At 40.6% G+C, this 26,448-nt stretch carries 18 protein-coding genes and 1 pseudogene; 8 read left to right on the top strand and 11 right to left on the bottom strand.

Annotated features, from left to right (window positions below; genetic code table 11):
- Positions 1-37: 37 nt before the first annotated feature.
- The 4 genes from DW862_RS08405 to DW862_RS08390 are packed head-to-tail and all read right to left on the bottom strand — an operon-like array spanning position 38 to position 4,701.
- Entirely contained in the window at positions 38-619 is a 582-nt protein-coding gene (locus DW862_RS08405; protein WP_055234483.1) for an LPP20 family lipoprotein, read from the bottom strand.
- A 30-nt stretch (positions 620-649) separates the two neighbouring features.
- Complete coding sequence (locus DW862_RS08400) at positions 650-2,527, bottom strand: LPP20 family lipoprotein (RefSeq protein ID WP_004312264.1); 1,878 nt, start codon at positions 2,525-2,527, stop codon at positions 650-652.
- Positions 2,528-2,538: 11 nt separating this feature from the next.
- A complete protein-coding gene (locus DW862_RS08395) occupies positions 2,539-3,801 on the bottom strand; it encodes a DUF6175 family protein (protein WP_117809007.1) in 1,263 nt (420 codons plus the stop codon).
- Between the two features lie 39 nt (positions 3,802-3,840).
- Entirely contained in the window at positions 3,841-4,701 is an 861-nt protein-coding gene (locus DW862_RS08390) for a hypothetical protein (protein WP_055234487.1), read from the bottom strand.
- A 347-nt stretch (positions 4,702-5,048) separates the two neighbouring features.
- Between DW862_RS08390 and DW862_RS08385 the strand changes: the two genes are divergently transcribed.
- Positions 5,049-5,444 carry a helix-turn-helix domain-containing protein gene (locus tag DW862_RS08385; protein WP_004312261.1) on the top strand — a complete coding sequence of 132 codons (396 nt, stop codon included), beginning with the start codon at positions 5,049-5,051 and terminating at the stop codon, positions 5,442-5,444.
- Between the two features lie 169 nt (positions 5,445-5,613).
- Here DW862_RS08385 and DW862_RS08380 read toward each other — a convergent pair whose 3' ends face one another.
- Positions 5,614-7,389 carry an oxaloacetate decarboxylase gene (locus DW862_RS08380; RefSeq protein ID WP_117809049.1) on the bottom strand — a complete coding sequence of 592 codons (1,776 nt, stop codon included), beginning with the start codon at positions 7,387-7,389 and terminating at the stop codon, positions 5,614-5,616.
- 307 nt (positions 7,390-7,696) lie between these two features.
- Between DW862_RS08380 and DW862_RS08375 the strand changes: the two genes are divergently transcribed.
- Complete coding sequence (locus DW862_RS08375; protein ID WP_117684005.1) at positions 7,697-8,824, top strand: ATP-binding protein; 1,128 nt, start codon at positions 7,697-7,699, stop codon at positions 8,822-8,824.
- A gap of 145 nt (positions 8,825-8,969) precedes the next feature.
- Positions 8,970-10,113, top strand: a pseudogene (locus tag DW862_RS08370) (AAA family ATPase).
- 223 nt (positions 10,114-10,336) lie between these two features.
- Here the strand turns inward: DW862_RS08370 and DW862_RS08365 are convergent.
- The 4 genes from DW862_RS08365 to DW862_RS08350 all read right to left on the bottom strand — a co-directional run bounded on the left by DW862_RS08365 (position 10,337) and on the right by DW862_RS08350 (position 15,744).
- Positions 10,337-12,820, bottom strand: coding sequence for a DEAD/DEAH box helicase (locus DW862_RS08365; protein WP_207895140.1), 2,484 nt, complete (start codon positions 12,818-12,820; stop codon positions 10,337-10,339).
- Between the two features lie 87 nt (positions 12,821-12,907).
- The gene (gene dprA, locus DW862_RS08360) at positions 12,908-14,029 is read right to left on the bottom strand and encodes a DNA-processing protein DprA (protein ID WP_004317027.1); all 1,122 of its coding nucleotides are present in this window, start codon (positions 14,027-14,029) and stop codon (positions 12,908-12,910) included.
- Complete coding sequence (locus tag DW862_RS08355; RefSeq protein ID WP_007757582.1) at positions 14,026-14,427, bottom strand: thioesterase family protein; 402 nt, start codon at positions 14,425-14,427, stop codon at positions 14,026-14,028. The genes dprA and DW862_RS08355 overlap by 4 nt, the downstream gene beginning before the upstream one ends.
- Before the next feature lie 33 nt (positions 14,428-14,460).
- On the bottom strand, positions 14,461-15,744 hold the full coding sequence (locus DW862_RS08350) for a peptidase U32 family protein (protein WP_032811929.1): 1,284 nt from the start codon (positions 15,742-15,744) through the stop codon (positions 14,461-14,463).
- Positions 15,745-15,767: 23 nt separating this feature from the next.
- Between DW862_RS08350 and DW862_RS08345 the strand changes: the two genes are divergently transcribed.
- Together DW862_RS08345 and dusB are read left to right on the top strand one after the other, a co-directional pair.
- Positions 15,768-17,759, top strand: coding sequence for an RNA-binding domain-containing protein (locus tag DW862_RS08345; protein ID WP_049701383.1), 1,992 nt, complete (start codon positions 15,768-15,770; stop codon positions 17,757-17,759).
- 8 nt (positions 17,760-17,767) lie between these two features.
- Positions 17,768-18,763 carry a tRNA dihydrouridine synthase DusB gene (gene dusB / locus DW862_RS08340; protein WP_117684003.1) on the top strand — a complete coding sequence of 332 codons (996 nt, stop codon included), beginning with the start codon at positions 17,768-17,770 and terminating at the stop codon, positions 18,761-18,763.
- Positions 18,764-18,852: 89 nt separating this feature from the next.
- Here dusB and DW862_RS08335 read toward each other — a convergent pair whose 3' ends face one another.
- Entirely contained in the window at positions 18,853-19,818 is a 966-nt protein-coding gene (locus DW862_RS08335) for a phosphatase PAP2 family protein (protein ID WP_004298541.1), read from the bottom strand.
- Complete coding sequence (locus DW862_RS08330; protein WP_008023433.1) at positions 19,809-20,816, bottom strand: NAD(P)-dependent oxidoreductase; 1,008 nt, start codon at positions 20,814-20,816, stop codon at positions 19,809-19,811. Before DW862_RS08330 ends, DW862_RS08335 begins: the two co-directional genes overlap by 10 nt.
- Positions 20,817-20,860: 44 nt before the next feature.
- Here DW862_RS08330 and DW862_RS08325 point away from each other — a divergent pair, with 44 nt between their 5' ends.
- The 3 genes from DW862_RS08325 (at position 20,861) to DW862_RS08315 (ending at position 26,431) form a co-directional block, all read left to right on the top strand.
- On the top strand, positions 20,861-21,463 hold the full coding sequence (locus tag DW862_RS08325) for an RNA polymerase sigma-70 factor (RefSeq protein ID WP_081354123.1): 603 nt from the start codon (positions 20,861-20,863) through the stop codon (positions 21,461-21,463).
- A gap of 62 nt (positions 21,464-21,525) precedes the next feature.
- Positions 21,526-22,689: a FecR family protein gene (locus DW862_RS08320; protein ID WP_055234493.1), complete on the top strand. Its 1,164-nt coding sequence runs from the start codon at positions 21,526-21,528 to the stop codon at positions 22,687-22,689.
- A gap of 151 nt (positions 22,690-22,840) precedes the next feature.
- Positions 22,841-26,431, top strand: coding sequence for a SusC/RagA family TonB-linked outer membrane protein (locus DW862_RS08315; protein WP_165861898.1), 3,591 nt, complete (start codon positions 22,841-22,843; stop codon positions 26,429-26,431).
- The last annotated feature ends 17 nt before the right edge of the window (positions 26,432-26,448 follow it).

The raw sequence follows: 26,448 nt of genomic DNA, 5'->3' as shown, positions 1-26,448 counted from the left end.
GAGATCATTACTATCCGCAATGTTTTAAACAAGCTGCTTATTGGGCGTTTTTACTCATTTCTTCTTCAAATACCTTTTTGAACTTTTCATATTCAAAGTCAATGCGCAATTTGTCATCATTCTTAATACGATTTGCCATAGCATTCATGATTTCCTCTCCTGCCAGTTCAAGAGAAACATATACTTTGTATTTACCATCAGGAGTCTTCATGGTTTTTTCACAAATTACACGCGTACCGCTCAATTCCTGTTCCACTACCGTACGGGTCAATGATTGATAACGACTTTTGCTTTCATCATTTTCACCTTGCTGATAAGAGGAAACATAACTATCGGTTACCGATTTCACTTTTGCATTGATAGCAGTAGCAATTTCAGCCCGGGCCTCCGTCATCGCTTTTTTCTTTGCAATAGACATATCCGTAGAAAGTCCCATCGAACTAGCTCTAAAATACTCTTTGTTCGTTTGAAATTCCGGTCCCGAACAAGGAACATTAATTTCTACGTCCTGTTGCACTGCCGGTTGCTGCACTGTTTGTGTTACAGGTTTTGAACTACCGCAACTTGTCATAACAGCAATGATTAGCAATGCTGTTCCCAATAAATTAATTCTTTTCATTTCAAGTCTTTTTTAATGTTAATATATGATTCATTTCAAGCCTCTCAACTTCACTATATTATTTTTGAAATCCTTCAATTGCAGCAGTGCCACAGATTGCAACTTACTTACCTCAATAACCATCTCCGTAGGCAGATCAGGCACAATGAGCGCAGTGACTCTGCGGTCATTGAACTTAGACCCCAGTTTGAGACTGACAATCGGAGATTCTTCACCTTTTTCGTTTATAACCGTCAGATTTCCACTATATAAGTCCACTTCGCAATCGTCAGCATTTGTATTCACAATCTTAAGATGTATCCTCGATTTGTCTCCCAAAGTTGCAAGTTTGTCAAATTCAACAAAGACACCATCCAACCATTCAACCCGAATTGCCTTTTGATTCTCTGGTTTGGCGGACTTAACCGGAACCAAAGGAGCAGGAATAACTTCCGGCACCACAACAGGGACAGATATAACCGGATCAGCTTCTTTTTCCGGTACGGAAGAACCGACTACCGGAACAGGAACATCCGGCAACATCTTCTGTCTTTCCGGAATCTTTCCGGTTCTGTCGAATGTTATTTTCTTCAATTCACGTGCAAACTCCCGGTTCAGCCGTTTTATCAATTCACGCGCCGCCATATTCTTGCCTTGAGAAGCGGACTTATTTTCAGGTACTAATGTCCGTTCATCATTAATAGAATAATTCAACATGGTTTGCCCCGTCCGGTTATTTTCTATTTTAATCCCCAACGTAGAAAAGAATTCGATGAAGTTATACAGTTCACCCGGAACGGTATTGCCTTTACGACACTTATTATCCAATGTAACGATAATGTCGGCTTCAGAAGGAGATGCAACTACGTTAAAGAAATGATTGTTCAGCAAACTCTTCACAGTTCGTTCCACCGCCTCTATATCGCTCTGCGCACTTCTAACATAAGCAGAAGTCTGTGTCTGCACCGTGTTGATAGTCAACGTTGCTCCGGGAAGAGAAGAAAGCATTTGTTTGAATAAAGCTGCATAACTTCCCTTCCGGAACAAGCTGAACACATCATCAATTAATGAAATTCCAATTTCCTGCTGTGCCTGTTTAGAAGTAATATTGCGCACATAAAGAGCGGCAACTCCCGATTCGTCGGTGGGAGACATGGAAGACAAATCTCCCGACCCGGAAACAAACTCGGCTTTCAACCGGATATTCCTTAACGGATTTCCATTACGGTAAACACCTATAGCAATAGGCTCCCTTATACCTTGAAACGGCGTGACTGAAACGGTTGCCGGATTCAGAACAATCGTTATTCCATCAAATACTCCAGCCAAAGCCGCATATAGTTCGGTCGCCAGATTAATTGTCTTTCCTTCGTAAGAGCAGAACAACTCCTGATTAAGCACCGGGCGTATAGCCTCCATTCCATTTGAGAATAATTCAATGGCAGTCATTAAATCTCCCTGTTGTAAAGTAATGTGTCCCTTATACCAAAAATCGAATCCGTTACGGATTGCCTTCTGACGACGTGCTTCCACCAAGGCTGCATAATCGCCCTTATTCAATTCATAATAAACCCAATACTCATTGTCACTTCGCCAGGAATCCACCAGACGAAAGTTCTCTATTTCCGCCCGGGCTTCTGTACGAATACTTTCTGCGAAGGTTTGTTTCACATTACCATCGTCCTCCAACGTATTCAACAAAGAATTGGCGGCAATCACCACTTGAATTTCAGATACAAGGTCAGACAAAGCGTTTTGCTTTGCCTTTTGCTGATAATCTCCTTCCGATATTTCAGCCATTCCTATTCCGATGTAACTTAAACCACTAACAGGATGCTGTTTCACCCAGTCAGGACGGTTCGTTTGTTGACCGGAAAGCGGAAAGCAAAACCATGAAATCACAAGAATAAATAAAAGCCAATGTTTCATACGTCCTTGATTTATTGAATAGTCAAATAGATGGTACTTCCATCCACTCTATGTTCACTATCTATTCCGGAATCATTCAGATAATTAACCAGATTATCCGCAAACGTGATGCAATCCATCGGCAAGCCGTCGCTATCCTTTGCCGGAATCTGTATCGAATCAAATATCAGACTATCATCCACAGCACCTTGAATATGGTAGCATCCTCCCTGAGCATTCTTCCTCACCCAGTTGCGTATATGCGCCGAAAGAGTAGTGCTCCCGTTTATCCGGCTGTTCATCGTATTGACAGCGTTATCAGCAAGACTGACCCGAAGAACTATCGTATTTCCCTGTTGGACTCTCCGAGCAAACTCCTTTGAAATATCTTTCAGAAAACCATCCAAAACATCCTGTGCCGCATACGCACATAGTTTGTCCACATCTGTTGTCCTAAAGCGGTTCGTCCAGCTTTTCCGGCTGGCTAAATCAATTCCTGTAGCGGTCTCACGAGCAGTCATAATCAATGATACCCTACTACCTGAGGTTGCCGATATATCTTTCTGCAAATCAACAATCACATATACATCTGCCCCCGAATTCATCAACAACTGTTTATCATTAGAATCAGCATTCTTACTCTCCCATTCAGAAGCACGCAGAGTACCTGCCTGTTTTCCTTCGGCAGCTACCGTCTTCACACCAAGTTTGACGAATCCTTCTTTTACCGTACTTACCGCTACGCGAAGATCAAAATCATTTTTCAGGATACCGGCATACGAACTCCGGTCATTACTTTTATAAGGAACCACCATAATGGTTGGAAGAGCAACCTGTTGCCGGGTTTCTTCCATCGACATCTCCTCCATGGGCTTTGTCATCAATTTGTTCCGTATCAAATCCTTTTTAAGTGCACCCAGTAAAATTTGGGCCGTAACCGTACCCTTATAAAGTCTGGAAGATTGTCGCACCGGTTCTTCGACCGTCTCATAATTTTTCACAAAAAGCATATAGCGTGAATTGAAAAACTGGTTCATATAGTAAGAGTCTTCTTTCCCAACCAGCGGCCGACCGTTTTCTACTCCGTCAATACCATTCAAGAAGAGAGCGTTGAAAATCGACTTCAATGCCATAGAATATACATCTTTCTTCTTTTCTGCTATTCCGGAGGCTGCGATAACAGCCAAATTATTATCTGCTTTCACGCAAGACAGATCATTGGAGTATAGCTCCTGTGCTGTGAGATGAATAGTATATGTCGCCAGCAGGCTCAAAAGTAGTATTCGTAGTTTCATTTTCTTTTTGCTAGGAGAAAAGTTGATAATTGAAATTGATTATAGTGACAAAAAGGTATCTTTCCTCGAAATGATAATCAACTTCCTTTCTTCCTTGGTAGCTCTCATGATTTCTTCCCCACCTTTGCTGACACTGCACAAAGAACGTGCCCCGCTCAACACTTCTTTCACGTTTAAGCGACCGATTTCTTTCAATGACAGTTCACCGGCAATGTCCATCTCTATGTAAACAGTAAACTTCTGTCCTTTCTGTATACCTCTTTTTGTTCCAAGATCAACGTATACAGTTTGTGCTTTATCTTTCTTTGTGCTTTCCACTTGCACAATCGTACCTTGTATCTTAAAATTCTCGTTAACAAAGTCATCCATACTTATTTTGGCATAATCCAACGTTTTAATGATTGCCTCTTCAGGAGTATCTCCTATACTTCCCGTCAACCCTTCATGAGAGAAAGCCTGGGTACCTTTGAGCGTACCATTAGAAGGATCCACAATCTTTAATGTGTAAGAAACACTTCCTTTATAATAGGGCTTTCCTTTACTGTCCGTTTTTTTAATACCCTGCATACTTGTAATGTTCCCCTGAATCAGATATTTAGCTCCCAACGTCGTCATAGCCTCGCTTCTGGCAACAACATCTCCCATAGCGGAAGCTTCCTGACGCCGCCTGGCTTCGGTTTTCAATGCTTCATTAGAATCAACGTCAATCAACACGACACGATTCATTTCTTGAATACCTTCAATAATTTTATTACGCAAAGCTTCTGCTAAAATGTTGTTTATACTGCCAGGACGGGAAAAATAATCAATGTAAACGCTTTCTTTTCCATCTTCATTAGTTTGTGCATAACCTAACATCGAAATTAAGCAGATTGAGAACAATAGTAAAATCTTCTTCATGTTTGTTTTTCTTTTATTATTAATGAAATGTTTGTTTTTTAAGTGTTAAGAGTCACTGCGTGTTTCTCCGGTTGCAAAGTTAAGCACACATCAAGATCAATTGTATACACAATATTTACTACAACTATCCATTAAACGCATAGTATTATCCAAATATCAACGAGAAAGGAAAATATAAAAGGAATATTGCAGTATGTACGATAATATGAAGTATTTTTCTCTCATTCAAAATCTTTCCATCATTGTATTTTCTTCAGTTCCTTTGAATAAGTATAAAATAGCATTTGTTATATCCGCTAAAATTGTTACATTTGTCGAATAAAAATTGCTTCCCAACAACAATATACATGGAAACGGATTTAAAAAAGATAGTAGGACATCGGCTGCAAATGCTTCGTATGGAAAAGAATCTTACTCAAGAACAAATGGGAGAAAAGTTGAACCTGTCAACAAGTGCCTATTGTAAGATTGAGTATGGTGAAACCGACCTCACATTAACAAGGCTGAACAAAATAGCAGAAGTGCTAAATATGTCTGCATTGGAGCTATTTAATAAAATAGATGGAAATGTGTATGTCAATAACACAGGTACAATCGGGACAAATATCGGAGTCGCGAAAGATTGTAGCACTGTCCGCATCGAAGCTGCAGAGGATCTCCGTGAACTAATCAAGGCAAACAGCCGGTTTATCGAGATATTGTGCAAACGCATAGAACTTTTAGAGAATAAAGTACTGGTATAGTAACATACTCATAGAATTATTACATTAAGGTAACAATAATGAGAATGCACAGATCACCGATTAGTTATCGATTTTCTGTGCATCACTACTATTTTAAAAACACTTTTAAGACACCCTACTAAAATTCTTTATTAGGTGTAGCTTATACCCCTAACTCTTATAAAAAGGCTTACGCAAAGATATCACTCCGTAGAATATAACCGATTACATCTCCTTTACGTACATTGGTACCTTGTTGCGCACATATTTCCACCACACGTCCGGTAAATCCGGTCAGAATCTTTTCATATTCTCCCCACGGGGTAGAAAGATAACAAAAGACTTCGTCATGCTGATATTTACGTCCGATGAATGGAGCAATGGATGGTCCCTCTACGGAAACTTCCCAAAGTACCTGTCCGTTATCAGGAGCAATGACCGGGTCCGCCTTGGCACGCTTCAATTTCTTAATTTCCTCTTCCGAATATCCGTTCTTTGCCATTGCCGCATCTTTAGCATGTTGTAACTCTTCCTCAAAACGCTTTTTGGCAACCCCGGACTTATAATCACGATATTGGCGATCGTGCATGGCCAGTTCGAAAAGTTCCTCGTCATCCTCTCCATATTCCCAGCCATTTTCATCCATTTCCTTCCGATATTCATCCAAAGCATCCGGATAATTCAACTGCGGGTCGGTATCGACAAATTCATATCCTTTAGATTCCGCCAACTCTATAATCTCTGGAGCGAGCTTACCCGGAAGACGTCCACTTTTACCCAGAATCATATCCCAAGTGTGGTTATCTATCATTGTCCAGCGATCTTCCCCTTTTACCTGCTGCATAAGATTCATTAATGCAACATTCTTCACATACTGGCTGAAAGGAGTCACCAAAGGAGGATACCCCAGCTTAGGCCATACATATTCCACTTCATCAAAAAGCATCACAAGCAAATCATCCAGACTAAGTTCCGGCTCATTCTTACTCCTTAATATCATATTGATACCGGAATGTACTCCTTTCAAGTCTGCCATCATGGAACCCATCATACCACCCGGCAAACCACATTTCAGTAGAAGTGAAGACATATATTTATTGGTAGGATCCATAAAATAACCCAGAAAATCATCAATGAATTCTTGCGTCATAGCGCGAGCTTTCATATATGCTTTCATATTTATGTCGGGAACCTGGAAGCCTAAATCTTTCAACATAGCCTGCACAGAGATTACGTCCGGATGCACTTTGCCCCAAGACATCGGTTCCATAGCCACATCAATGATGTCCGCACCATTTTCGCAAACCTCAAGAATAGAAGCCATAGACAATCCCGGTCCGCTATGACCATGATATTGAATCAATATATCCGGATGTTTCTCCTTGATAGTCCTGACCAATTCTCCTAACATACCCGGACGACCGATACCCGCCATATCCTTCAAGCAGATTTCAGGTGCACCGGCCTCAATCAGTTGATCGGCAATTCGAGCATAATACTCAACAGTGTGTACGGGAGAATAGGTGATACAAAGAGTTGCCTGCGGAATCATACCTGCTTCCAAAGCATATTTAATAGAAGGAATGATATTTCTTGTTTCGTTCAGTCCACAGAAAATGCGTGTGATGTCCACTCCCTGCGCATGCTTGACTTTATACATCAATTTACGTACGTCTGCCGGAACCGGATACATGCGCAACGCATTCAATCCGCGATCGAGCATATGCGTTTGAATACCCGCTTCTTTAAAAGGTGCGGTAAAAGCACGGACAGCCTTATTAGGATTTTCGCCGTACAACAGATTCACTTGCTCAAAAGCACCGCCATTCGTTTCAACTCTGGCAAAACAGCCCATCTCAATAATCAAAGGAGCGATACGGACAAGCTGATCAACCCGAGGTTGATATTTACCGGAAGATTGCCACATGTCCCGATAAACAAGACTGAATTTAATTTCCTTTTTCATCATAGCCAATAATAAGTGATTTTTTCTTCGGTTAACTTCACATATACAAATATAAAGGTTTAAACTGACATATAGTCAAACAAGCACCTTAAAAAATAGATATAAAGAGATGTTTAATATCATAATGAAAGAAGGCCACCTCTAAATAGATCCATTTACTATAAATAACAAATCAAATTGTTTTATGTTCGCATTTATTCTTTTAAGAATACTAACAAGTCTGTTAGTAACAACATTGTTAGTAACAAACTTGTTAGTATTTCAAAGAATCACTATATTTGCCCAATAAGAATAATAAAGAATAGTTATGGAAAAGCCGTTTGTTTTTGGTGTAGCCACTTCCGGAGATAACTTTACAGATCGCGAAAAAGAGACTCAACGTTTACTCCTAAACTTTGCACATGGTGTAAATACAGTGCTTATTTCTCCTAGAAGATGGGGAAAAACATCACTAGTTAAGAAAGTAGCCCAGCTATCACAAGATAACAAGAGAAAAGTGGTCTACATAGACATTTTTTCCTGTCGCACCGAAAATGAGTTTTATCGTCTCTTTGCCACTTCTATCTTAAAACAAACTTCTTCCAAATGGGAGGAATGGATAGAGAATACTAAACAATTCCTCTCACACATCAATCCCAAAATCTCTATCGGAGCAGATCCGATGAACGATTTCTCTATATCATTCGAGTACAACATGCAAAATAATACGGAGAATGACATCTTACAGTTACCCGAAAAAATTGCAATAGAGAAAGGAATACAGATAGTCATTTGCATTGATGAGTTCCAACAAATTTCGGATTTCGAAGATTCCAAAACGTTTCAGAAAAAGCTACGTAGCGTATGGCAATTACAACAACATGTCTCATATTGTCTTTTCGGAAGTAAAAAGCATTTAATGAACGAACTCTTTGAAAAGAAGAATTTACCATTCTATAAATTTGGAGATGCTATCTATCTCGCAAAAATAGAAACAAAATACTGGATTGAATATATATGCAAACGATTTGAAAATACAGGAAAACACATTTCTCCCGAACTTGCAGAAGAAATCTGCCGCCTTGTAGACAACCATTCGTCTTATGTACAGCAACTTTCCTGGCTACTTTGGATACGTACCATTAATACAGCAACCACAGAACAACTTTCTTATGCATTGGAAGACCTACTCGACCAAAACAATATTCTATTCCAAAGTGAAACAGAAAACCTTTCTGCCTATCAAATGAATTTTCTAAAAGCAATTGTTGATGGAATACACACTAAATTCAGCAGCAAAGAAGTCATTTCAAAATACAATTTAGGAACATCGGCCAATATTGTCCGCTTAAAAAATGCATTACTACAAAAGGAGCTCATAGAGACAAATGGAAAAGAGATAGTTCTTGCAGATCCAGTATTTGAAGTATGGTTTAAAAAAGAAATGCTTTACTGACATATATACAATAAAAGATGCACAGATTGCCGATCATAAATCGATTCTCTGTGCATCACTACTACTCTAAAGACACTTTTAAGACAAAACTAACTAAATTATGGAAGAATATATAATACCGCGCAGAAAACGTATCCCATACGGCATGATGAACTTCGCAGTAATCCGCCGCGACGACTGTTATTATGTGGACAAAATCCGGTTTATCCCCATGATAGAAGAGGCAGACAAGTTTTTCTTCTTTATTCGCCCGTGCCGTTTCGGCAAAAGTCTTACAGTAAATATGTTGCAACATTATTATGATATACTTGCCAAGAATAAGTTCGATGCCCTGTTTGACGACCTTTACATCGGAAAACACCCTACCCCCTGACCGGAACAGGTATTTGGTGCTGTATCTCAACTTCTCCGGAATAGTCGGTGAACTGCACAACTACCGAAAGAGGCTGGATGCGCATTGTGGCACCACCTTTGAGAACTTCTGCAAAATATATGCCGACTATCTGCCACAAGATACGGTGGACGAATTGATAGAAATAATAAAACCCTGGTATGACAACTACTGCTTTACGGAAGAATGTTATGGCGAAACCACCATGTACAACTCAAATATGGTGCTCTACTTCGTCAAGAATTATATTCAACGAGGCAAAGCACCCAGGGATCACCAACCCCGACAACTTTGTGAGCCTGCTCTATTATTTCGGCATGCTTACTATCAGTGGTATGTATGAAGGAAAGACTAAACTTACCATCCCCAATCAGGTAGTCCGCGAACAAATCTACACCTATCTGCTGAGTACTTATGACGAAGCCGATCTCAGTTTCAGCGGTTACGAGAAGAACGAACTGCCAGCACCCTTGCCTACCACGCTAACTGGAAAGCCTATTTCGGTTATATTGCCGACTGCCTGAAACGTTACACTTCCCAACGCGACAAACAGAAAGGTGAACTTTTTGTCCACGGCTTTACGCTTGCCATGACGGCACAGAACCGCTTCTACCGTCCCATTTCCGAACAGGATACACAGGCAGGATATGTCGATATTTTCCTCTGTCCGCTACTGGATATCTATTCTGGCATGAAGCACAGCTACATTGTAGAACTGAAATACGCCAAATATAAAGACCCCGAAAGCCGTGTGGAAGAACTGCGTCTGGAAGGGATTACACAAGCTAACCGCTATGCAGAAACCGAGACGGTGAAGAATGCGGTCGATGCCACACAACTTCATAAGATTGTGGTGGTGTATAAGGGAATGGATATGCCGGTATGTGAAGAAATTTAAAGCAAACTCAGCAATAAAGCTATACAGAATCTCGAACATCACTGGGAATGGAAGCATATTGTGCCCGTTAACAGTGAAAATCCGTAAAAGAATTCAAAAGAGAAACAAATACAACAAAATTATTTGGAAAGGGCAAGAAGAAGGCTTATATTTGTCATGTGATTTTTTTCATAGTATTAGATTTAAGGTTAACAAAGGTTGGAGCAAGGCGTTGCTCCTTTTTTTATGTCTTATTCCCTGCCGCCAACAGTTTCCCGAACAAATTCAGAATCCCCACTACACTCTCTTTATCAGATACAGGTATCCGAATACTAGTCCGACCTGTCTCCTTATCTTCCTCTACAATAGAATCAACCAATCTCTGAGTAGCTTCTGGCGAACTAAGCGTACGTGCCAGTCCGCTAAGGAAAGAAAATCCCTGCTGAAGCAATTGCTCCGGATTATTATCTGCCGCAGATACAGAAGACTTCTTTTCCGTACTCACCTCTGTTACTCCTTCTTCAGGTGTTTCTTCCTCAAGCAATGCCAATGAATCCGTGTCCGTCGTTTGCAAAACAGCCGTTTCCTCCACAACTTTCTCTTCATTATCATTCAAATCAATACTGCAGCCCGCCATACGATTATGCGCTCCGTCCACTTCTTCAGACGGTTCGGCCACCACCTTGAGACTATCCATCATCTTGTCGAACTTGCTGTTTTCCAAGAAGATGGTATCTTCACCATTATCAAGGATACCCTCAAAAAGAGAAGTTTTGAAGTTGAGGGTAGACAACATCCTCTCTTCAATAGTCTGGCTGGCAACAAGATTGATAACCTGGATATTCTTTTTCTGACCGATACGATAAATACGGGCAATACGCTGTTCGAGAACGGCCGGATTCCAAGGCAAATCGAGATTGATAAGTATAGACGCAACTTGCAGATTCAGCCCTGTACTTCCGGCATCAGTTGACAGAAAGACACGGCTTTCCGGCAGTTCGGTAAAGTTATCCGTCAGATTTTTACGGGCTTCGGAAGGAATCCCCCCATGAAGATACTCATACCGGACATCTAAAACGTCCAGTTCTTTCGCTATCAGACGAGTCATCCTCTCCCATTGGCTGAAAATAACCACCTTCTCATCTCCACTCTCAAAGACATTCCTGAGAATATTCAGCGTTTCCTCCACCTTCGTATCATAACGGGTTTTCTGGTCAAGAATATAAGTGCTGTCGCAAAGCATACGCATCTGGCTAAGCATCAACAATAGCCGCTTCCGGTCTTTCTCACTCAGGAAACGGGTTTTCGTCCATTTGAATACTAGTTGCGACACGATAGACTGATATTCATCATGCATATTCCTCTGTTGCTCAGTCATCGGCACAAACAGAACTTTATCCATCCGCCCGGGCAACTGGAGAGCTACATCTTTTTTCCGGCGGCGAATCAGTACGTTCTTCATCTGCTCGCCAATGGCATTCAGATTCTTGTAAGAAACCACCTTACCCGTATCCGACCGGACAACAGTCTGGTCAAGAAACTGATAATAAGGTCCCAAACAAAACTGGTCGACAAACTGCATGATGGAATAAAGTTCCTCCAACTTATTCTCCAATGGAGTACCGGATAAAATAACCGAATAATCCGACTCAATATGACGGGCTGCTTTGGATATTTGAGTATTCCAGTTCTTCAGACGCTGCACTTCATCCATGATAAGGAAATCAGTATGAAGAGACTTCAAGATTTTAATATCATTGCACACACTGTTGTAAGACACTATCTTATAAAATTCTTCCGCTCCATATAGCACTTTCCTGGTCAGGTGATTTCCTTCTACCACAATAGCCTTGGCATCGGTAAAACGCTCTATTTCCTTTTTCCATTGATATTTCAATGATGTAGGGCATATAATCAGAGCGGAAGATATAAACTGATGCTTCCTCATCAGTTCAGCCGTTCCAATAGCCTGGATAGTTTTGCCCAGTCCCATTTCATCCGCGATGATAGATTTTCCGGCACGAAAAGCAAAACGGATTCCTTCTTTCTGATAAGGGTAAAGTTTTGTTTTCAGCAATGTGTCCAATGCTGTGTCCGAAGCATAGTCCGGTAGCAATTGCGACCGCCTCCGCAAATCACGCTGTTCAAGTATAAATCCCAGTGCGTCGGGATACCAACGGAATGTGTTATTCAGGCGGGTAGCAGCCCTCAAGAATTCAGTTATCGAGTCAATGGCGGCAGGGCGCATCACTCCGTCGGGAGTAAAATAAGGACTTGCCAGTTTGCGGAACTCCTCCTCATTGTCCGTACCGATTCGCAAGCAAACTTTACGCTCTCCCTGATAAGACAGGTATACGGAAGAATACGGTGGCGTGACACGGCAAACTTTACGTCTTTTCTCTCTAATCCATAGTTTGACTCCTTCCAAATGTTTGCAAGTACCCAATTGGCTTGCCTTAAAATCCATACACGAACAATAATTCCAAGGACTCTGATGTCCTCTGTATACCACATTATATTCATTGCCGGATGTAGGATTTATCACCGTATAATAACCGGGATATTCTTTTTTGTCTCTCTCAGATATTACAAACTTCTCTTTCATTGCCGCCTGCCTCCGCAAAGCAATCTGCCAGTCTTGCAAAGTCATATTGTCCGGTCGATAATGATAAGAAACTTTATTCACTGTGCTTTTCGTCTTTTTATCTGCTTTTGTCTTTTTTGCCATGCTCATTGTACCTTCGAAATTTTGCCAAAAATACGAAAAGGTTTCTGTTTCTCCACAATATAAAGTATACAAATTATCAGGAAATTACTATAATAACTGGTACATTCCCCCTACCAACACACGAACTACACCTTTCATTTCAAGCTCGAAAAGAATCGTATTCATTTTCTGCACGGGAATATCCGCTTCAACTACTAATGTATTAATCTGTAAATCGCCTCGTTTCTCAAGAATTTCAATAACCTTTTGCTCCTCTTCAGACAAATCAAGAAAAAGACTACGCTGCACATTTGCCACTTTTGCCGAATGAGCACTAACCTCCCAGCCCATAGCCTTCACAAAATCTTCGGCTGATAATAACAAAGAAGCTCTGTTTTCTCTGATTAACAGGTTGCATCCTTTTGAATATTCATCATTCACGCGACCGGGGAAAGCGAAACAGTCGCGATGATAACCTTCGGCAAGTTCGGCTGTAATCAGTGAACCGCCTTTCTCTGCTGATTCAATGACAATTGTAGCATCACACACACCGGCGACAATACGGTTACGGCTGACAAAGTTATGCCGGTCGGGATTGGTGCCGGACAGAAATTCGGTCAGTAATCCCCCTTTTTCAAGCATGTCAACAGCTGTTTTCCGGTGGACATGAGGATAAATACGATCCAGCCCATGAGCTAAAACACCTACTGTAGGTAATTCATTGGCCAAAGCTTCACGATGCGCATGAATATCGATTCCATAAGCAAGACCGCTGACTACAAGCACTTCAGGACAAAGTGCTTTCAGATCCCGCAGAAAAGAGGCGCAGATTTGTGTCCCATAATCAGTAGCATTACGGGTTCCTACCATATTCAGGATATGAAGGGAATTTAGATCGGCATTTCCTTTAAAGAAAAGAACGACAGGGGCATCTTCACATTCCCGCAAACGGGAAGGATAAGCCTCATCATGAAAAGACAGACAAGAGATCCGATTCTTCCGGATAAATTCATATTCTTGTTCGGCGCGGAGCACAGCTTGCGGACAATCCAATGCCTCTATCACCCGTTGACTTACTTCTGGAATACGTTCCGGTATTTCTTTGCGCAGACGGAAGACATCAACGGCATTACCCATTCCATCTATCAAATGTTTTGCTCCTATGTGCCCGATACCGGGCACCATTGTCAGAGCAATACTATAAATTTGTTCTTCTTCCGAGCTGTTCATTTCAGGTAGGGCGCAAAGACATTATCGAACAATTCGCTGTCACTTAAACGTCCGTTTACCACACATACCGTCTCAACAGTGGATTTCACTACTACTTTATTATCATTCTTACGGAAGATATCCTGATAAAACACATATTTGATACCTTCCTTTTTCATATATAGTTTCGAGACAAACTCATCTCCGCTTTTCAATGGAGTCTTGAATGCCATACTAATACGTGCCACTACCGGATCGACTCCTTGCTCATGAAGTGCAGCAAAACTGACACCCACCGAAGTCAGAAACTCGTGGCGGGTATGTTCCAGATAGTGCTGATAATTGGCATTATTGACAATACCTTGAAGGTCACATTCGTAATCGCGAACCTTCATTTCCAATTCATAGATATAGTTCATTTAAATTGAGAATTAAAAGTTGAGAAATAACAGTTAGCCTCTTTTTTGCTCAATGTCGAGTCCTTTGAACTTCCTCAATTCTTCGGTCGATACCAGTTTATACAGCTTGTCACTGGGACGTATCTTATCCGATTTCATGGAGAAATGCTGTCCCTTCTTCACTGTTTGCACAGATTCCAAGTCAACACGAGCTTCTTCCAAAGTCATAAATAGGGCACCGGTAGTCGGCCCTGTAATGAGAAGCTTATCGCCTACACTTACTTCAGCCGCTTCTACCAGGAATTCGGAAACTCCGATATTAGAGAAGTATTTGATACCTTTACCTACATAAATCTTACGTTCCGTAGCTGCCGAACCATAATTCCTGGTCCATTCGCCCAAACGCTGTCCCAAGTAATATCCATCCCAGAAGCCACGGTTGAATACGGTTTTCAGGCGTTCATCCCAAGCCGCAATCTTTTCATCGGTGAATGTTCCATCCAAATAAGCCTTGATAGCTTCTTTGTAACATTCAACCACCGTACGTACATATTCAGGTCCACGGGCACGGCCTTCAATCTTGAATACACGTACACCGGCATCCAACATTTTATTCATAAAATGGATGGTCTTCAAGTCTTTGGGAGACATGATATATTCGTTATCAATATCCAGTTCCACATCCGTTTCCTTATCACGAACCGTGTAAGAACGACGACATACCTGCATACAAGCACCGCGATTGGCCGAATGATTCATCTCATGTAAAGAGAGATAGCATTTACCCGATACTGCCATACAAAGCGCGCCGTGGCAGAACATTTCGATACGAAGTTGTTCACCGCTCGGACCACAGATATGTTCTTCCTGTATCTGACGATAAATCTCGGCCACCTGTTCCAGATTCAACTCACGGGCCAATACTACCACATCTGCAAATTGCGCGTAGAATTTCAAAGACTCCGCATTGGAGATATTCAACTGGGTGGAAAGATGTACCTCCTGCCCTATCTGACGGGCATAATTCATCACTGCCACATCAGCTGCAATTACCGCAGAAATTCCCGCTTCCTTGGCCGCATCGACAATGGTATGCATCAGAGGGATATCTTTATCATAGATAATCGTATTGACCGTCAGGTAGCTCTTCATCCCGTGCTCGTCACACGTACGGGCTATTTCCCGCAAATCATCAATCGTAAATGTATTAGCCGAACGGGCACGCATATTCAGGTTTTCTATACCGAAATAGATAGAATCGGCACCTGCCTGAATGGCCGCAGCAAGAGATTCGCGCGAACCCACAGGAGCCATTATTTCAAAATCTTTTATATTCATTTTACTGTCCAATAATCATTAATATGATAGAAGTGTGCAAAGGTACGAATTTATCCGTATTTTTGCAGAGAATAAAGCAGAAAGAAGAAATGGAAAATAAGAAACCAATCGTACTCAACAATCTGGAAGAGTGGGATTTCACCGACTATATAGACTCGTTGATACAAAAAGAGGAAGCTGTAGATTTGGAATTCAAGATTGCCAAAGATGGTCTTCCCAACAGTTTATGGGACACTTATTCTTCTTTTGCCAATACAGATGGAGGAGTTATTATACTTGGTGTGAAAGAGTATAAACAGCAATTCATTATTGAAGGACTGACAAAAGAACAAATCAGCCAGTACAAAAAAGACTTTTGGAATCAGATTAATAATCCGGATTGTGTAAATGAGAATCTGCTTTCTGATAACGACCTGTATGAAGGTTGTTATAAAGGAAAAAATCTGCTCCTCATTTATGTTCCTCGTGCAACCCGTATACAACGTCCTATCTACAGAACAAGAAATCCTTTTGGCGGACATACATTTAAACGTAACCATGAAGGCGATTATAAATGTACAGATGCTGAAGTGAAACGCTTGATTGCAGATTCGGACGAAAACCACCCACGTGATTCCAGAATCCTGTGCAATTATTCCATAGAAGATATTGATAAGGAAACCCTGACACAATACAGGCAACTATTTGCCAATCTGAAACCATCTCATCCATGGCTTAGCCTGAATGACCTGGAATTTCTGACAAAATTGGAAGCGTATCGTAAAGACCGGCATACTAAAGAGGAAGGTTTCACTTTAGCCGGAATACTTATGTTCGGCAAAACAGAAAGTATCACAGATCCTGAATGCGCTCCTAATTATTTTCCAGATTATAGGGAACATTTAGGAGCAGACGATTCTATCAGATGGTCAGATCGTATCTGCCCGGACGGAACTTGGGAAGCAAATCTCTTCCAATTTTATCGCAAAGTATACCCTAAACTGACTGTCATACTCCCTAAACCTTTCCAAATAAGAAATGGTATACGAATTGATGAGACTCCCACACATATTGCAATACGTGAAGCATTTATCAACACACTTATTCATTGTGATTTCTCGGAAGAAGGAAACATTGTTGTTGAACAGTGGGTAGATAAATACCGCTTCAAGAATCCCGGAACAATGTTGGTCAGCAAAACACAATATTATTCAGGGGGAGACAGCGTATGCCGTAATAAAGCATTACAAAAAATGTTCATGCTAATCGGTTTCTCGGAGAAAGCTGGTAGCGGTGTAAATAAGATTATAAAAGGTTGGAGAGAAGCTAACTGGCAAAAACCGTATGTTGAAGAATTGAACCGTCCGGACAAGGTGGAACTAACTTTACCTATGATAAGTTTATTACCGGATGATGCTGTAATCAAACTAAAAGAACTATTTGATGGAAAGATTGAAAAACTAACCCAAGATGAGTTAACGGCTTTGGTTACTTGTTATAGTGAAAATGAGATTAATAACACTCAACTACAATACGTTGTTCCTCAACATCGTTCAGATATCACAAAGATGCTAAAAAAACTCTGTAATGAAGGATTTTTGATTGCAGAAGGAAATGGCAGAGGAACGAAATACCATATTAATGAATCTGAGGGAAAGTTTGAAACTTTGGAAGATAAGGTTGAAAGTTCAGAGAATAATATGGAAAGCTCGGAAAGTAATATGGAGAGCTCGGAAAGTAATATGGAGAGTCTGAAGAGTAACATGGAGAGTCTGAAGAGTAACATGGAGAGTTCAAAGCAAAATAAACAAAGAATGACTTTTGAAGAATTGCAAGCACTCATCATTTCGCTATCACAAGACTATATTAGTATTGAAGAAATAGCAACAAAAGTTCATAAAACACTTAAATATCTTATCAATTTTATTATCCCCAGAATGCTTCAAAACGGTACAATAGAGAGACTATACCCCGGAATTCCCAACCATCCGAAACAGAAATATAAAGCAACCAATAAAAACTTTAATAAGCAGTAATATTATATATGAAAATAGCCCATATAGATTTAGGAAAACACCCCATCTTACTTGCCCCGATGGAGGATGTAACCGATCCGGCTTTCCGCCTGATATGCAAGAAATTCGGAGCAGATATGGTGTACACCGAATTTGTATCGAGTGACGCACTGATACGCGCTGTCAGCAAGACTGCGCAGAAACTAAGTATCAGCGATGCAGAACGTCCTGTCGCCATCCAGATATACGGGAAAGATACAGAGACAATGGTGGAAGCTGCCAAGATTGTAGAGCAGGCACAACCTGACATTCTGGATATTAACTTCGGATGTCCCGTGAAAAGAGTAGCTGGAAAAGGTGCTGGAGCAGGTATGCTACAAAATATCCCCAAAATGCTGGAGATCACCCGTGCTGTCGTAGATGCGGTGAAAATACCCGTAACAGTGAAGACTCGTTTGGGATGGGATGCAAACAATAAAGTAATTGTAGAATTAGCGGAACAATTGCAAGATTGTGGCATAGCCGCATTGACTATACATGGCCGTACCCGCGCACAAATGTATACCGGAGAGGCGGATTGGACACTGATAGGCGAAGTGAAGAATAATCCGAGAATGCATATTCCCATTATCGGTAATGGAGACGTGACCAATCCTCAACGCTGTAAGGAGTGTTTTGACCGTTATGGAGTAGATGCTGTGATGATCGGTCGCGCCAGCTTCGGTCGTCCATGGATATTCAAGGAAGTAAAACACTATTTAGAGACAGGTGAAGAATTACCTCCACTTAGTTTTGAATGGTGTATGGAAGTACTTCGTCAGGAAGTGGTAGACAGCGTTAATCTGCTCGATGAGCGTAGAGGTATTTTGCATGTACGCCGTCATCTGGCCGCAAGCCCTCTATTCAAGGGAATCCCTAACTTCCGCAACACACGTATTGCGATGTTACGGGCAGAAACAAAAGAAGAGCTTTTCCGGATATTTGATGAAATCACTTCCCAACGCAAAGAAAATCCGGAAATTTAAATCAGCACCTATTATATCTATTCTTCAGGAACTTGTACTTGTTCCTGAAGAATAACATGATCTAATTAAAACGTCAAGGTCTTTGGTTTCTATTTAAACATCGGCTGCGCAAACCACTTTTTGAACATCCAGGTTACGACTACATACAATAGGAATGCAGAGAAGAAACCAACAATGGCATCAATCACATAATGCGCCTGAATATATACGGTAGCCCCACAGAGCAACATATAGAAAGGTATAAGACAGGCAAACAACTTCTTGCTGCCACGCCAAGCCATAATCATCAGAATAGTAGAAATGCCTACATGCGAACTGGGGAATGCCGCCGTAGGACGTTCACCCACTTGCTGCGAGCCTTCCACCAAACTATAAAAAAATCCGTGCTGATAGCCCGGTCCGGGAAGTAACTCCTGATTATGATTGAAATAATCACCGATAGCAGGAAAAATACCTTTAGATACATTATCAATACCAATGGCAGGAAAATAGAATTGAGGGCCTGCAACAGGAACGAATATATAAATCAGATAGTAAATAAAGAAAGAAGTGACAAGCACAAAAGACATCTTTTCGAACCACTCAAATTTATAAATGAAATAGAATAGAGCCACAATCAGCATCATCGGATAATAAAAGAAATATCCCATATTGAACGCCTCGCTGACTATAAGATGCGGAAACGTATGGCAGAACCAAATAGCAGGCTGACCATTGAAAATAAATTGTTCGGCAGTTGCAAATACATGATCTAAATTCGGAAAAAAACGATTGAACTCGAAAGTGTCCGGATACCAATAAGACAGCAGACTCATCTGAATAACAATACGCACAAACGCCGAAAATTTACAGGGAGCAAGACGATAAAGATACATCAATAAAAAAGTCATTGCCGCGATCATAGCCCTATCCAGCAACATGTGCCATGGATGATCCATCCGCTGAAACAGGAACAGAATCAATATGGAAGTCAACAGATTATAAATCAATGTAATCTTTTCCACAGCAAACAACCCTTTCCGGGTTTCTATGCGCTTAAATAAGTCTAAAGCCATCCTTCATTTTTATACCAGGCAATGGTTTCCCGAACTCCCTTTTCCAAATCATATTCGGGCACATACCCCAGTTCATCCATTACCGGGGTTATATCGCATTGCCAGTTGCGTTGTTTCATTATCTTATATTTATCCGAATTCAGGGTACTGCTCCTCCCGGAACGTGTAGCAATGAATTCAGCGAACAAAGATATAACTTTTAGCACAATTAATGGACATTTCAAGTGAAGAACAAACGGATTACCCAATTCTTTTTGTATCAAATCCGAAAAGGCACGGCTTTTATAAACTTTCCCGTCTGTCAAGAAATACGCCTTACGAACTACTTTTTTCTCTATTCCTAGGAAAATAGCCTGCACAATGTCTTTCACATACACAAAAGTCAAGTCCTGACGACGGAAACCGACCGAGAAATCAACGTGTTTCTGAATAGACTTTGCCATCAGATAGTAATCAGCTTCACGAGGTCCATAGACTCCTGTAGGACGATAAATGACATAAGGGAAACCGGGCATACTCTGAATATACAACTCCGCTTTCAGTTTGCTCAATCCATAAGCAGTATTGGGTACCGGAGGGTCGTCCGCCTTTATCGGAGTATAGTCCTTCTCACGTACAGGTCCGAACACACTCAATGTACTGATATAGATAAACTGTTTCGGAACCATATTCAGCTCCTTCAACGTATCGATAAAATATTTGGTCTGAAGATAATTCACATAGTCAAAAGAGTGCTTGTCGGGGCACTTTGTAACACCGGCGCAATGAATGATATAATCAAATTTGTTGTAAGTGCCTTTATGCCCGGAGAGTTGGGCACGAAGTTTATTAGGGTGCGCAAAATCCAGTTCCAGAAAGTGGATTTTCCGGTTTTTCAAATACCGCTTGCTACTCGTAGAACGAATCCCGGCCCACACACCAAACTTTCGCTTCAACGCTTCCTCCACGATGAAACTGCCGATAAAACCACTCGCGCCTGTAATTAAAATACTCTCCATTATTACTTTTCAGGTCCTACATGAATATTAATTGAAAAAATATGATGCCACAAAGATACGATAAATATAAAATAAAAGCCATTTTGCTTTTCTCAATTATTATTTGTTTATTTGCAACGCGATTTATTTACTATTCAACACTTTTAAAGCACGTGGAAGATAAGGCCGATTTTGATTTTCTTTTTAAAGAGTACTATCCTCAACTTTATTATTATGCATTTCACCTGATTAATAATATGGAGGCTAGCAAGGATATCGTAAGCGACGCCTTCGAATTTATTTGGGCCAATTATGCAAAAATAGATAAAGCCACGGCTAAATCTTATCTATACGTTTACGTTCGCAACAAAAGCATTGACTTCCTACGACATCAGAATACACATGAACAGTATGTACAAATCTATTCCGAATTGACCAAAAGTTATGTTGAAACGGAATATCTGGAGCAGGATGAAAGAATGATGCATATCAGCAAGGCAATGGAAAAACTGACTCCACATACCAGGCATATTTTAGAAGAATGTTATATTCAGCGCAAGAAATATCAGGAAGTGGCAGAAGAATTAAATATCAGTGTCAGTGCAGTCAGGAAGCATATTGTGAAAGCATTACAGGTGATACGTGAAGAATGTGCAAAAAAATCATAAATCAGGTATCTTTATTTTATGATTAAACGTAATATAAATAAGTATGATACAGTCAAACAGTGATGAATAAAGATATTGACAATATAAACAATACAGATGAATCTGTAAAGAAGGCGCTCGACATCATGGAGAGTTCTTCAGAAATAAACGACGAACAGCTGCAGGAGATGCTTAAAGATAAAGAAGTCCTGCAAGCTTGTCGCGACATCATGGATAGCAGTCTTTTCCTACAACAAAAAGGAGGAATAGAACTTCCCAATGTAGAAATGGAATTGGAGCGATTCAAGAAAAAACAACATTCAACACGAATGCGTTCCAATCTCTGGAAAACAACTATCGGAATAGCCGCCATGATTACCGTTCTATTCGGGAGTTACTACTTAATTAATAGCCTGACAACCCCTGCACTAGAACCAATCACTGTATTCACTGCTGATACTACTCCCCAACATATTGTTTTGCAAAAAGATGACGGAGAAAAAATTGTGTTAGACGAACCGCAGTCAAACAATCAAGTCGTGCCTAAAACCGCCATCGCAAAGTCTGAAAAGAAAGAGCTGGATTATAGGCAAGTCATCTCAACAACTACACAGACACACGTACTTACCGTGCCACGAGGTGAAAGTTTCAAAGTGGTATTATGTGACGGCACAGAAGTCTGGCTGAATGCCAATAGTAATTTTGTTTACCCTACAGCCTTTATTGGCAACGAGCGTATCGTTACTTTAGAAGGCGAAGCTTATTTCAAGGTAGCCAAAGACGCCAAGCGTCCCTTTATTGTAAAAACCGAGACAGTCCAAACCCGCGTTCTCGGTACGGAATTCAATATACGTAGCTATACTCCCGAAGATACCCATGTAGTACTTATTAACGGGAAAGTAGAAGTAAGTAACACAAAAGGAGGATCATATACCCGACTATATCCGGGAGAAGACGCACACCTGCAATCTGATGGAAATTTCGTTCTAACAGAAGTAGACTTAGACTCTTACGTTTATTGGAAAGACGGCTATTTCTATTTTGACAATATTACATTGAAAGATATTATGCAAAACTTAGGACGCTGGTACAATGTAAACATAGAATTCAGAAACAAAGAAGCAATGACATATAAAATGCACTTCATATCCGATCGCACTAAAGATTTAGAGCACACAATCTCATTGCTTAACAGAATGAAAAAAGTCACTGTCACCTTGCAAGGCAATACGCTTACCATAGACTAGGTTTTTATTGCATAAGTATAACAAATCTATGCAAGAAACAACAAAATATCACTTTTATTAAAAAATAAATCGCAAAAGGGGTATCCATTTTCTTTTCTCGTACGCATTAGTTATATAAACATATCCAAATAGTGTTATTAAAAACAAACGTATGAGAAATAATTGGAACTTATTTATTGTGTGTTTTCTATGCGTATTGTGCTTCCAGCCTTACCAAGTTAATGCTCAAACGCAATCACAAAAGAAAATCACGATTGAGATTAGCAACGAACGATTGCCGTCCGTACTTAAACGTCTGGAAAAACTCTCCGGCTACAAAATCCTATTTACGTATGACGATGTCAAGAAATTCACCGTTTCCGGCTCTGTCAAAGATAAGAGTATAGAGCAGACTCTCGATATTATCTTAGCCAATAAGCCACTAGAATACCATATTGAAGATCAATTTATCACAATTACTTCCAAAGGTCCTTCCAAACAAGCGAAAGTATTCAATGTAAAAGGAGTGGTAATTTCCGGTGATGACGGACAGCCTCTCATCGGTGCAACTGTTGTCATCAAGGGAAGCAAGTCCGGTGTATTAACAGACATAGACGGAAAGTTTTCGATAGAAAATGTATCCAATAAATCCCTGTTACAATTTTCTTATATAGGAATGAAGCCACAAGATCTGACTCCTACCCCAACTATGAATGTTACATTAATGCCTGATGTACAAACTTTATCAGAAGTAGTAGTAACAGGTATGCAAAAAATGGATAAACGCCTGTTTACAGGAGCAACCAAACAATTGTCCGCAGATGAAGTGAAACTAGATGGTTTGCCTGATATCAGCCGTGGACTTGAAGGACGCGCCGCAGGCGTATCTGTACAAAATGTTTCCGGCACGTTTGGTACTGCCCCGAAAATCCGGGTACGCGGTGCCACATCTATTTTCGGTAGTTCAAAGCCATTATGGGTAGTAGATGGAGTCATCATGGAGGATGCTATTGACGTAGGTCCGGATGACTTATCTTCAGGAGATGCAGAGACGCTAATCAGTTCAGCCATTGCCGGGTTGAATTCAGATGATATCGAGAGCTTTCAAATATTGAAAGACGGATCAGCAACCTCTATCTATGGCGCACGAGCCATGGCAGGGGTTATTGTAGTAACAACCAAGAAGGGAAAAGCCGGCGTTAGCAAAATGAGCTATACCGGTGAATTTACAACCCGTATGATTCCCAGTTATAAAGAATTCAACATTATGAATTCGCAGGAACAAATGGGAATCTACAAAGAGATGGAGCAGAAAGGATGGCTTAATAACAGCGATACTTACCGTGCCAAAGATAGTGGTGTATATGGACGTATGTATCAATTAATCAATCAATATAACCCGGTTACAGGACAATTCGGACTTGCCAACACGCCGGAAGCACGTAATGCTTACCTGCGCGAAGCGGAAATGAGAAATACCGACTGGTTCAATACCTTATTTTCCAACAACGTTACACAAAACCATTCGGTCAGCATCACTTCCGGAACTGAAAAGTCTTCATTCTATGCTTCATTAAGTGCGATGTCAGATCCGGGATGGTATAAACAAAGTGAAGTAAAACGTTATACTGCTAATTTAAATACAACATATAATATATATAAGAATTTATCTATAAACCTGATCTCCAGTGCTTCCTACCGTAAACAGAAAGCCCCCGGGACACTAAGTTCAGAGGTTAATGCAGCAAGTGGAGAAGTTACCCGTCAGTTTGACATCAATCCCTATTCGTATGCACTAAATACATCACGCGCACTAGATCCAACAGTTGACTATACAGCCAACTATGCACCGTTCAATATCCTCCATGAATTGGATAACAATTATATGGACTTGAATGTAGCTGATGTTAAATTTCAAGGAGAAATAAAATGGAAAGCCCTTCCGGAATTAGAGCTAAGTGCATTAGGAGCAGTCAGATATCAGGCTTCTTCACAAGAACACAACATCAAAGATCACTCGAATCAGGCAACCGCTTATCGCACAGGAATGGACGACGCTACCATTCGTGACGAAAACAACTTATTGTATACCAATCCGGATAATCCGTATGCTTTGCCTATCAGTATACTACCGGAAGGAGGTATTTACCAGCGTAAGGACTATCGTATGTTGGGGGTAGACTTCCGTGCCACAGCATCCTGGAATCATTTATTTGCAGAAAAGCATATAACCAATCTTTTCGCCGGTATGGAAGTAAATGATTTGAAACGTATGCAAAATTATTTTCAAGGATGGGGAATGCAATATACAATGGGTGAAATACCATCGTATGTATATGAATTCTTCAAGAAGGGCATTGAATCCGGTGAAAGCTATTATGGATTAAACCATACAACAACAAGAAGTGTAGCAGGCTTTGCCAACGCAACTTATTCTTATGATGGACGTTATACAGTAAACGGAACATTCCGCTATGAAGGCACCAATCGCATGGGAAAAAGCCGTTCTTCCCGCTGGCTTCCTACATGGAATATGTCAGGAGCATGGAATGTACATGAAGAAAATTTCTTCAAGACATTCAGCTCTGTACTGTCACACTTAACATTCAAAGCATCCTACTCTTTAACAGCCGATAGAGGACCGGAATATGTGACCAACTCACATGCCATAATCACTAGTTATTCACCATTTCGTCCTTTCACCAGCGGACAGGAAACAGGACTTTATGTATCTGATCCTGAAAACAGTGAATTAACCTACGAAAAAAAGCATGAGTTGAACATCGGTGCCGACATGGGATTCTTAGACAACCGGATCAATTTTTCGATCGACTGGTATAAACGCAACAACTATGACCTGATTGGTATTACCCCGACACAAGGAGTAGGCGGTTCTATCTACAAATATGCCAATATAGCTTCCATGAAATCACATGGTATCGAGTTCACCATCTCAAGTAAGAATATCCAGTCGAAAAACTTTTCATGGCATACAGACTTCATCTTTTCCAAAGCAAAAAATGAAGTTACAGAACTGAATGCCCGTTCCAGCGTAATGGATTTAGTTTCAGGTTACGGTTTTGCCCGTCAGGGTTACCCGGTACGTGGTTTGTTTTCCATTCCATTTGTCGGCCTAAATTCAAATGGTATCCCGATGTATAATATCAATGGAAAAATAACCAGTACCGATATTGATTTTCAGACACGTGACAACATAGACTACCTAAAATATGAAGGTCCTACTGATCCTACCATAACAGGAAGTTTTGGTAATATTTTCACTTATAAAGCATTCAAACTGAATGTATTCATCACCTATTCATTTGGTAATGTAGTACGTTTGAATCCATGTTTCAGCTATCAATATAGTGACTTATCTTCTATGCCACGCGAATTCAAGAATCGCTGGACAGTGCCGGGTGATGAGAAACGCACGAATATCCCCACTATTATCTCGAAACGCCAATATGAAGATAATAAAGATTTAATGTATGCATATAATGCCTACAATTATTCTACAGAACGAATTGCCAAGGGAGACTTTATCCGTATGAAAGAGATATCCTTGTCCTATGACTTCCCCCAATCATGGATTGCACCAGCAAAGATATCTAATTTATCTTTGAAACTTCAGGCTACCAATTTATTCCTGATTTATGCAGATAAAAAACTCAACGGACAGGACCCGGAATTCTTCAATACCGGTGGAGTAGCTTCCCCTGTACCTCGTCAGTTTACATTGACTCTTAGATTAGGATTTTAACCATTCAGATAATTATA

The organism is Bacteroides sp. AM37-9 (assembly GCF_003603455.1).
GTDB classification, from domain to species: Bacteria; Bacteroidota; Bacteroidia; order Bacteroidales; family Bacteroidaceae; genus Bacteroides; species Bacteroides xylanisolvens.
The sequence above is the reverse complement of the archived record's forward strand: the minus strand, read 5'-3'. Positions and strand labels throughout refer to the sequence as shown.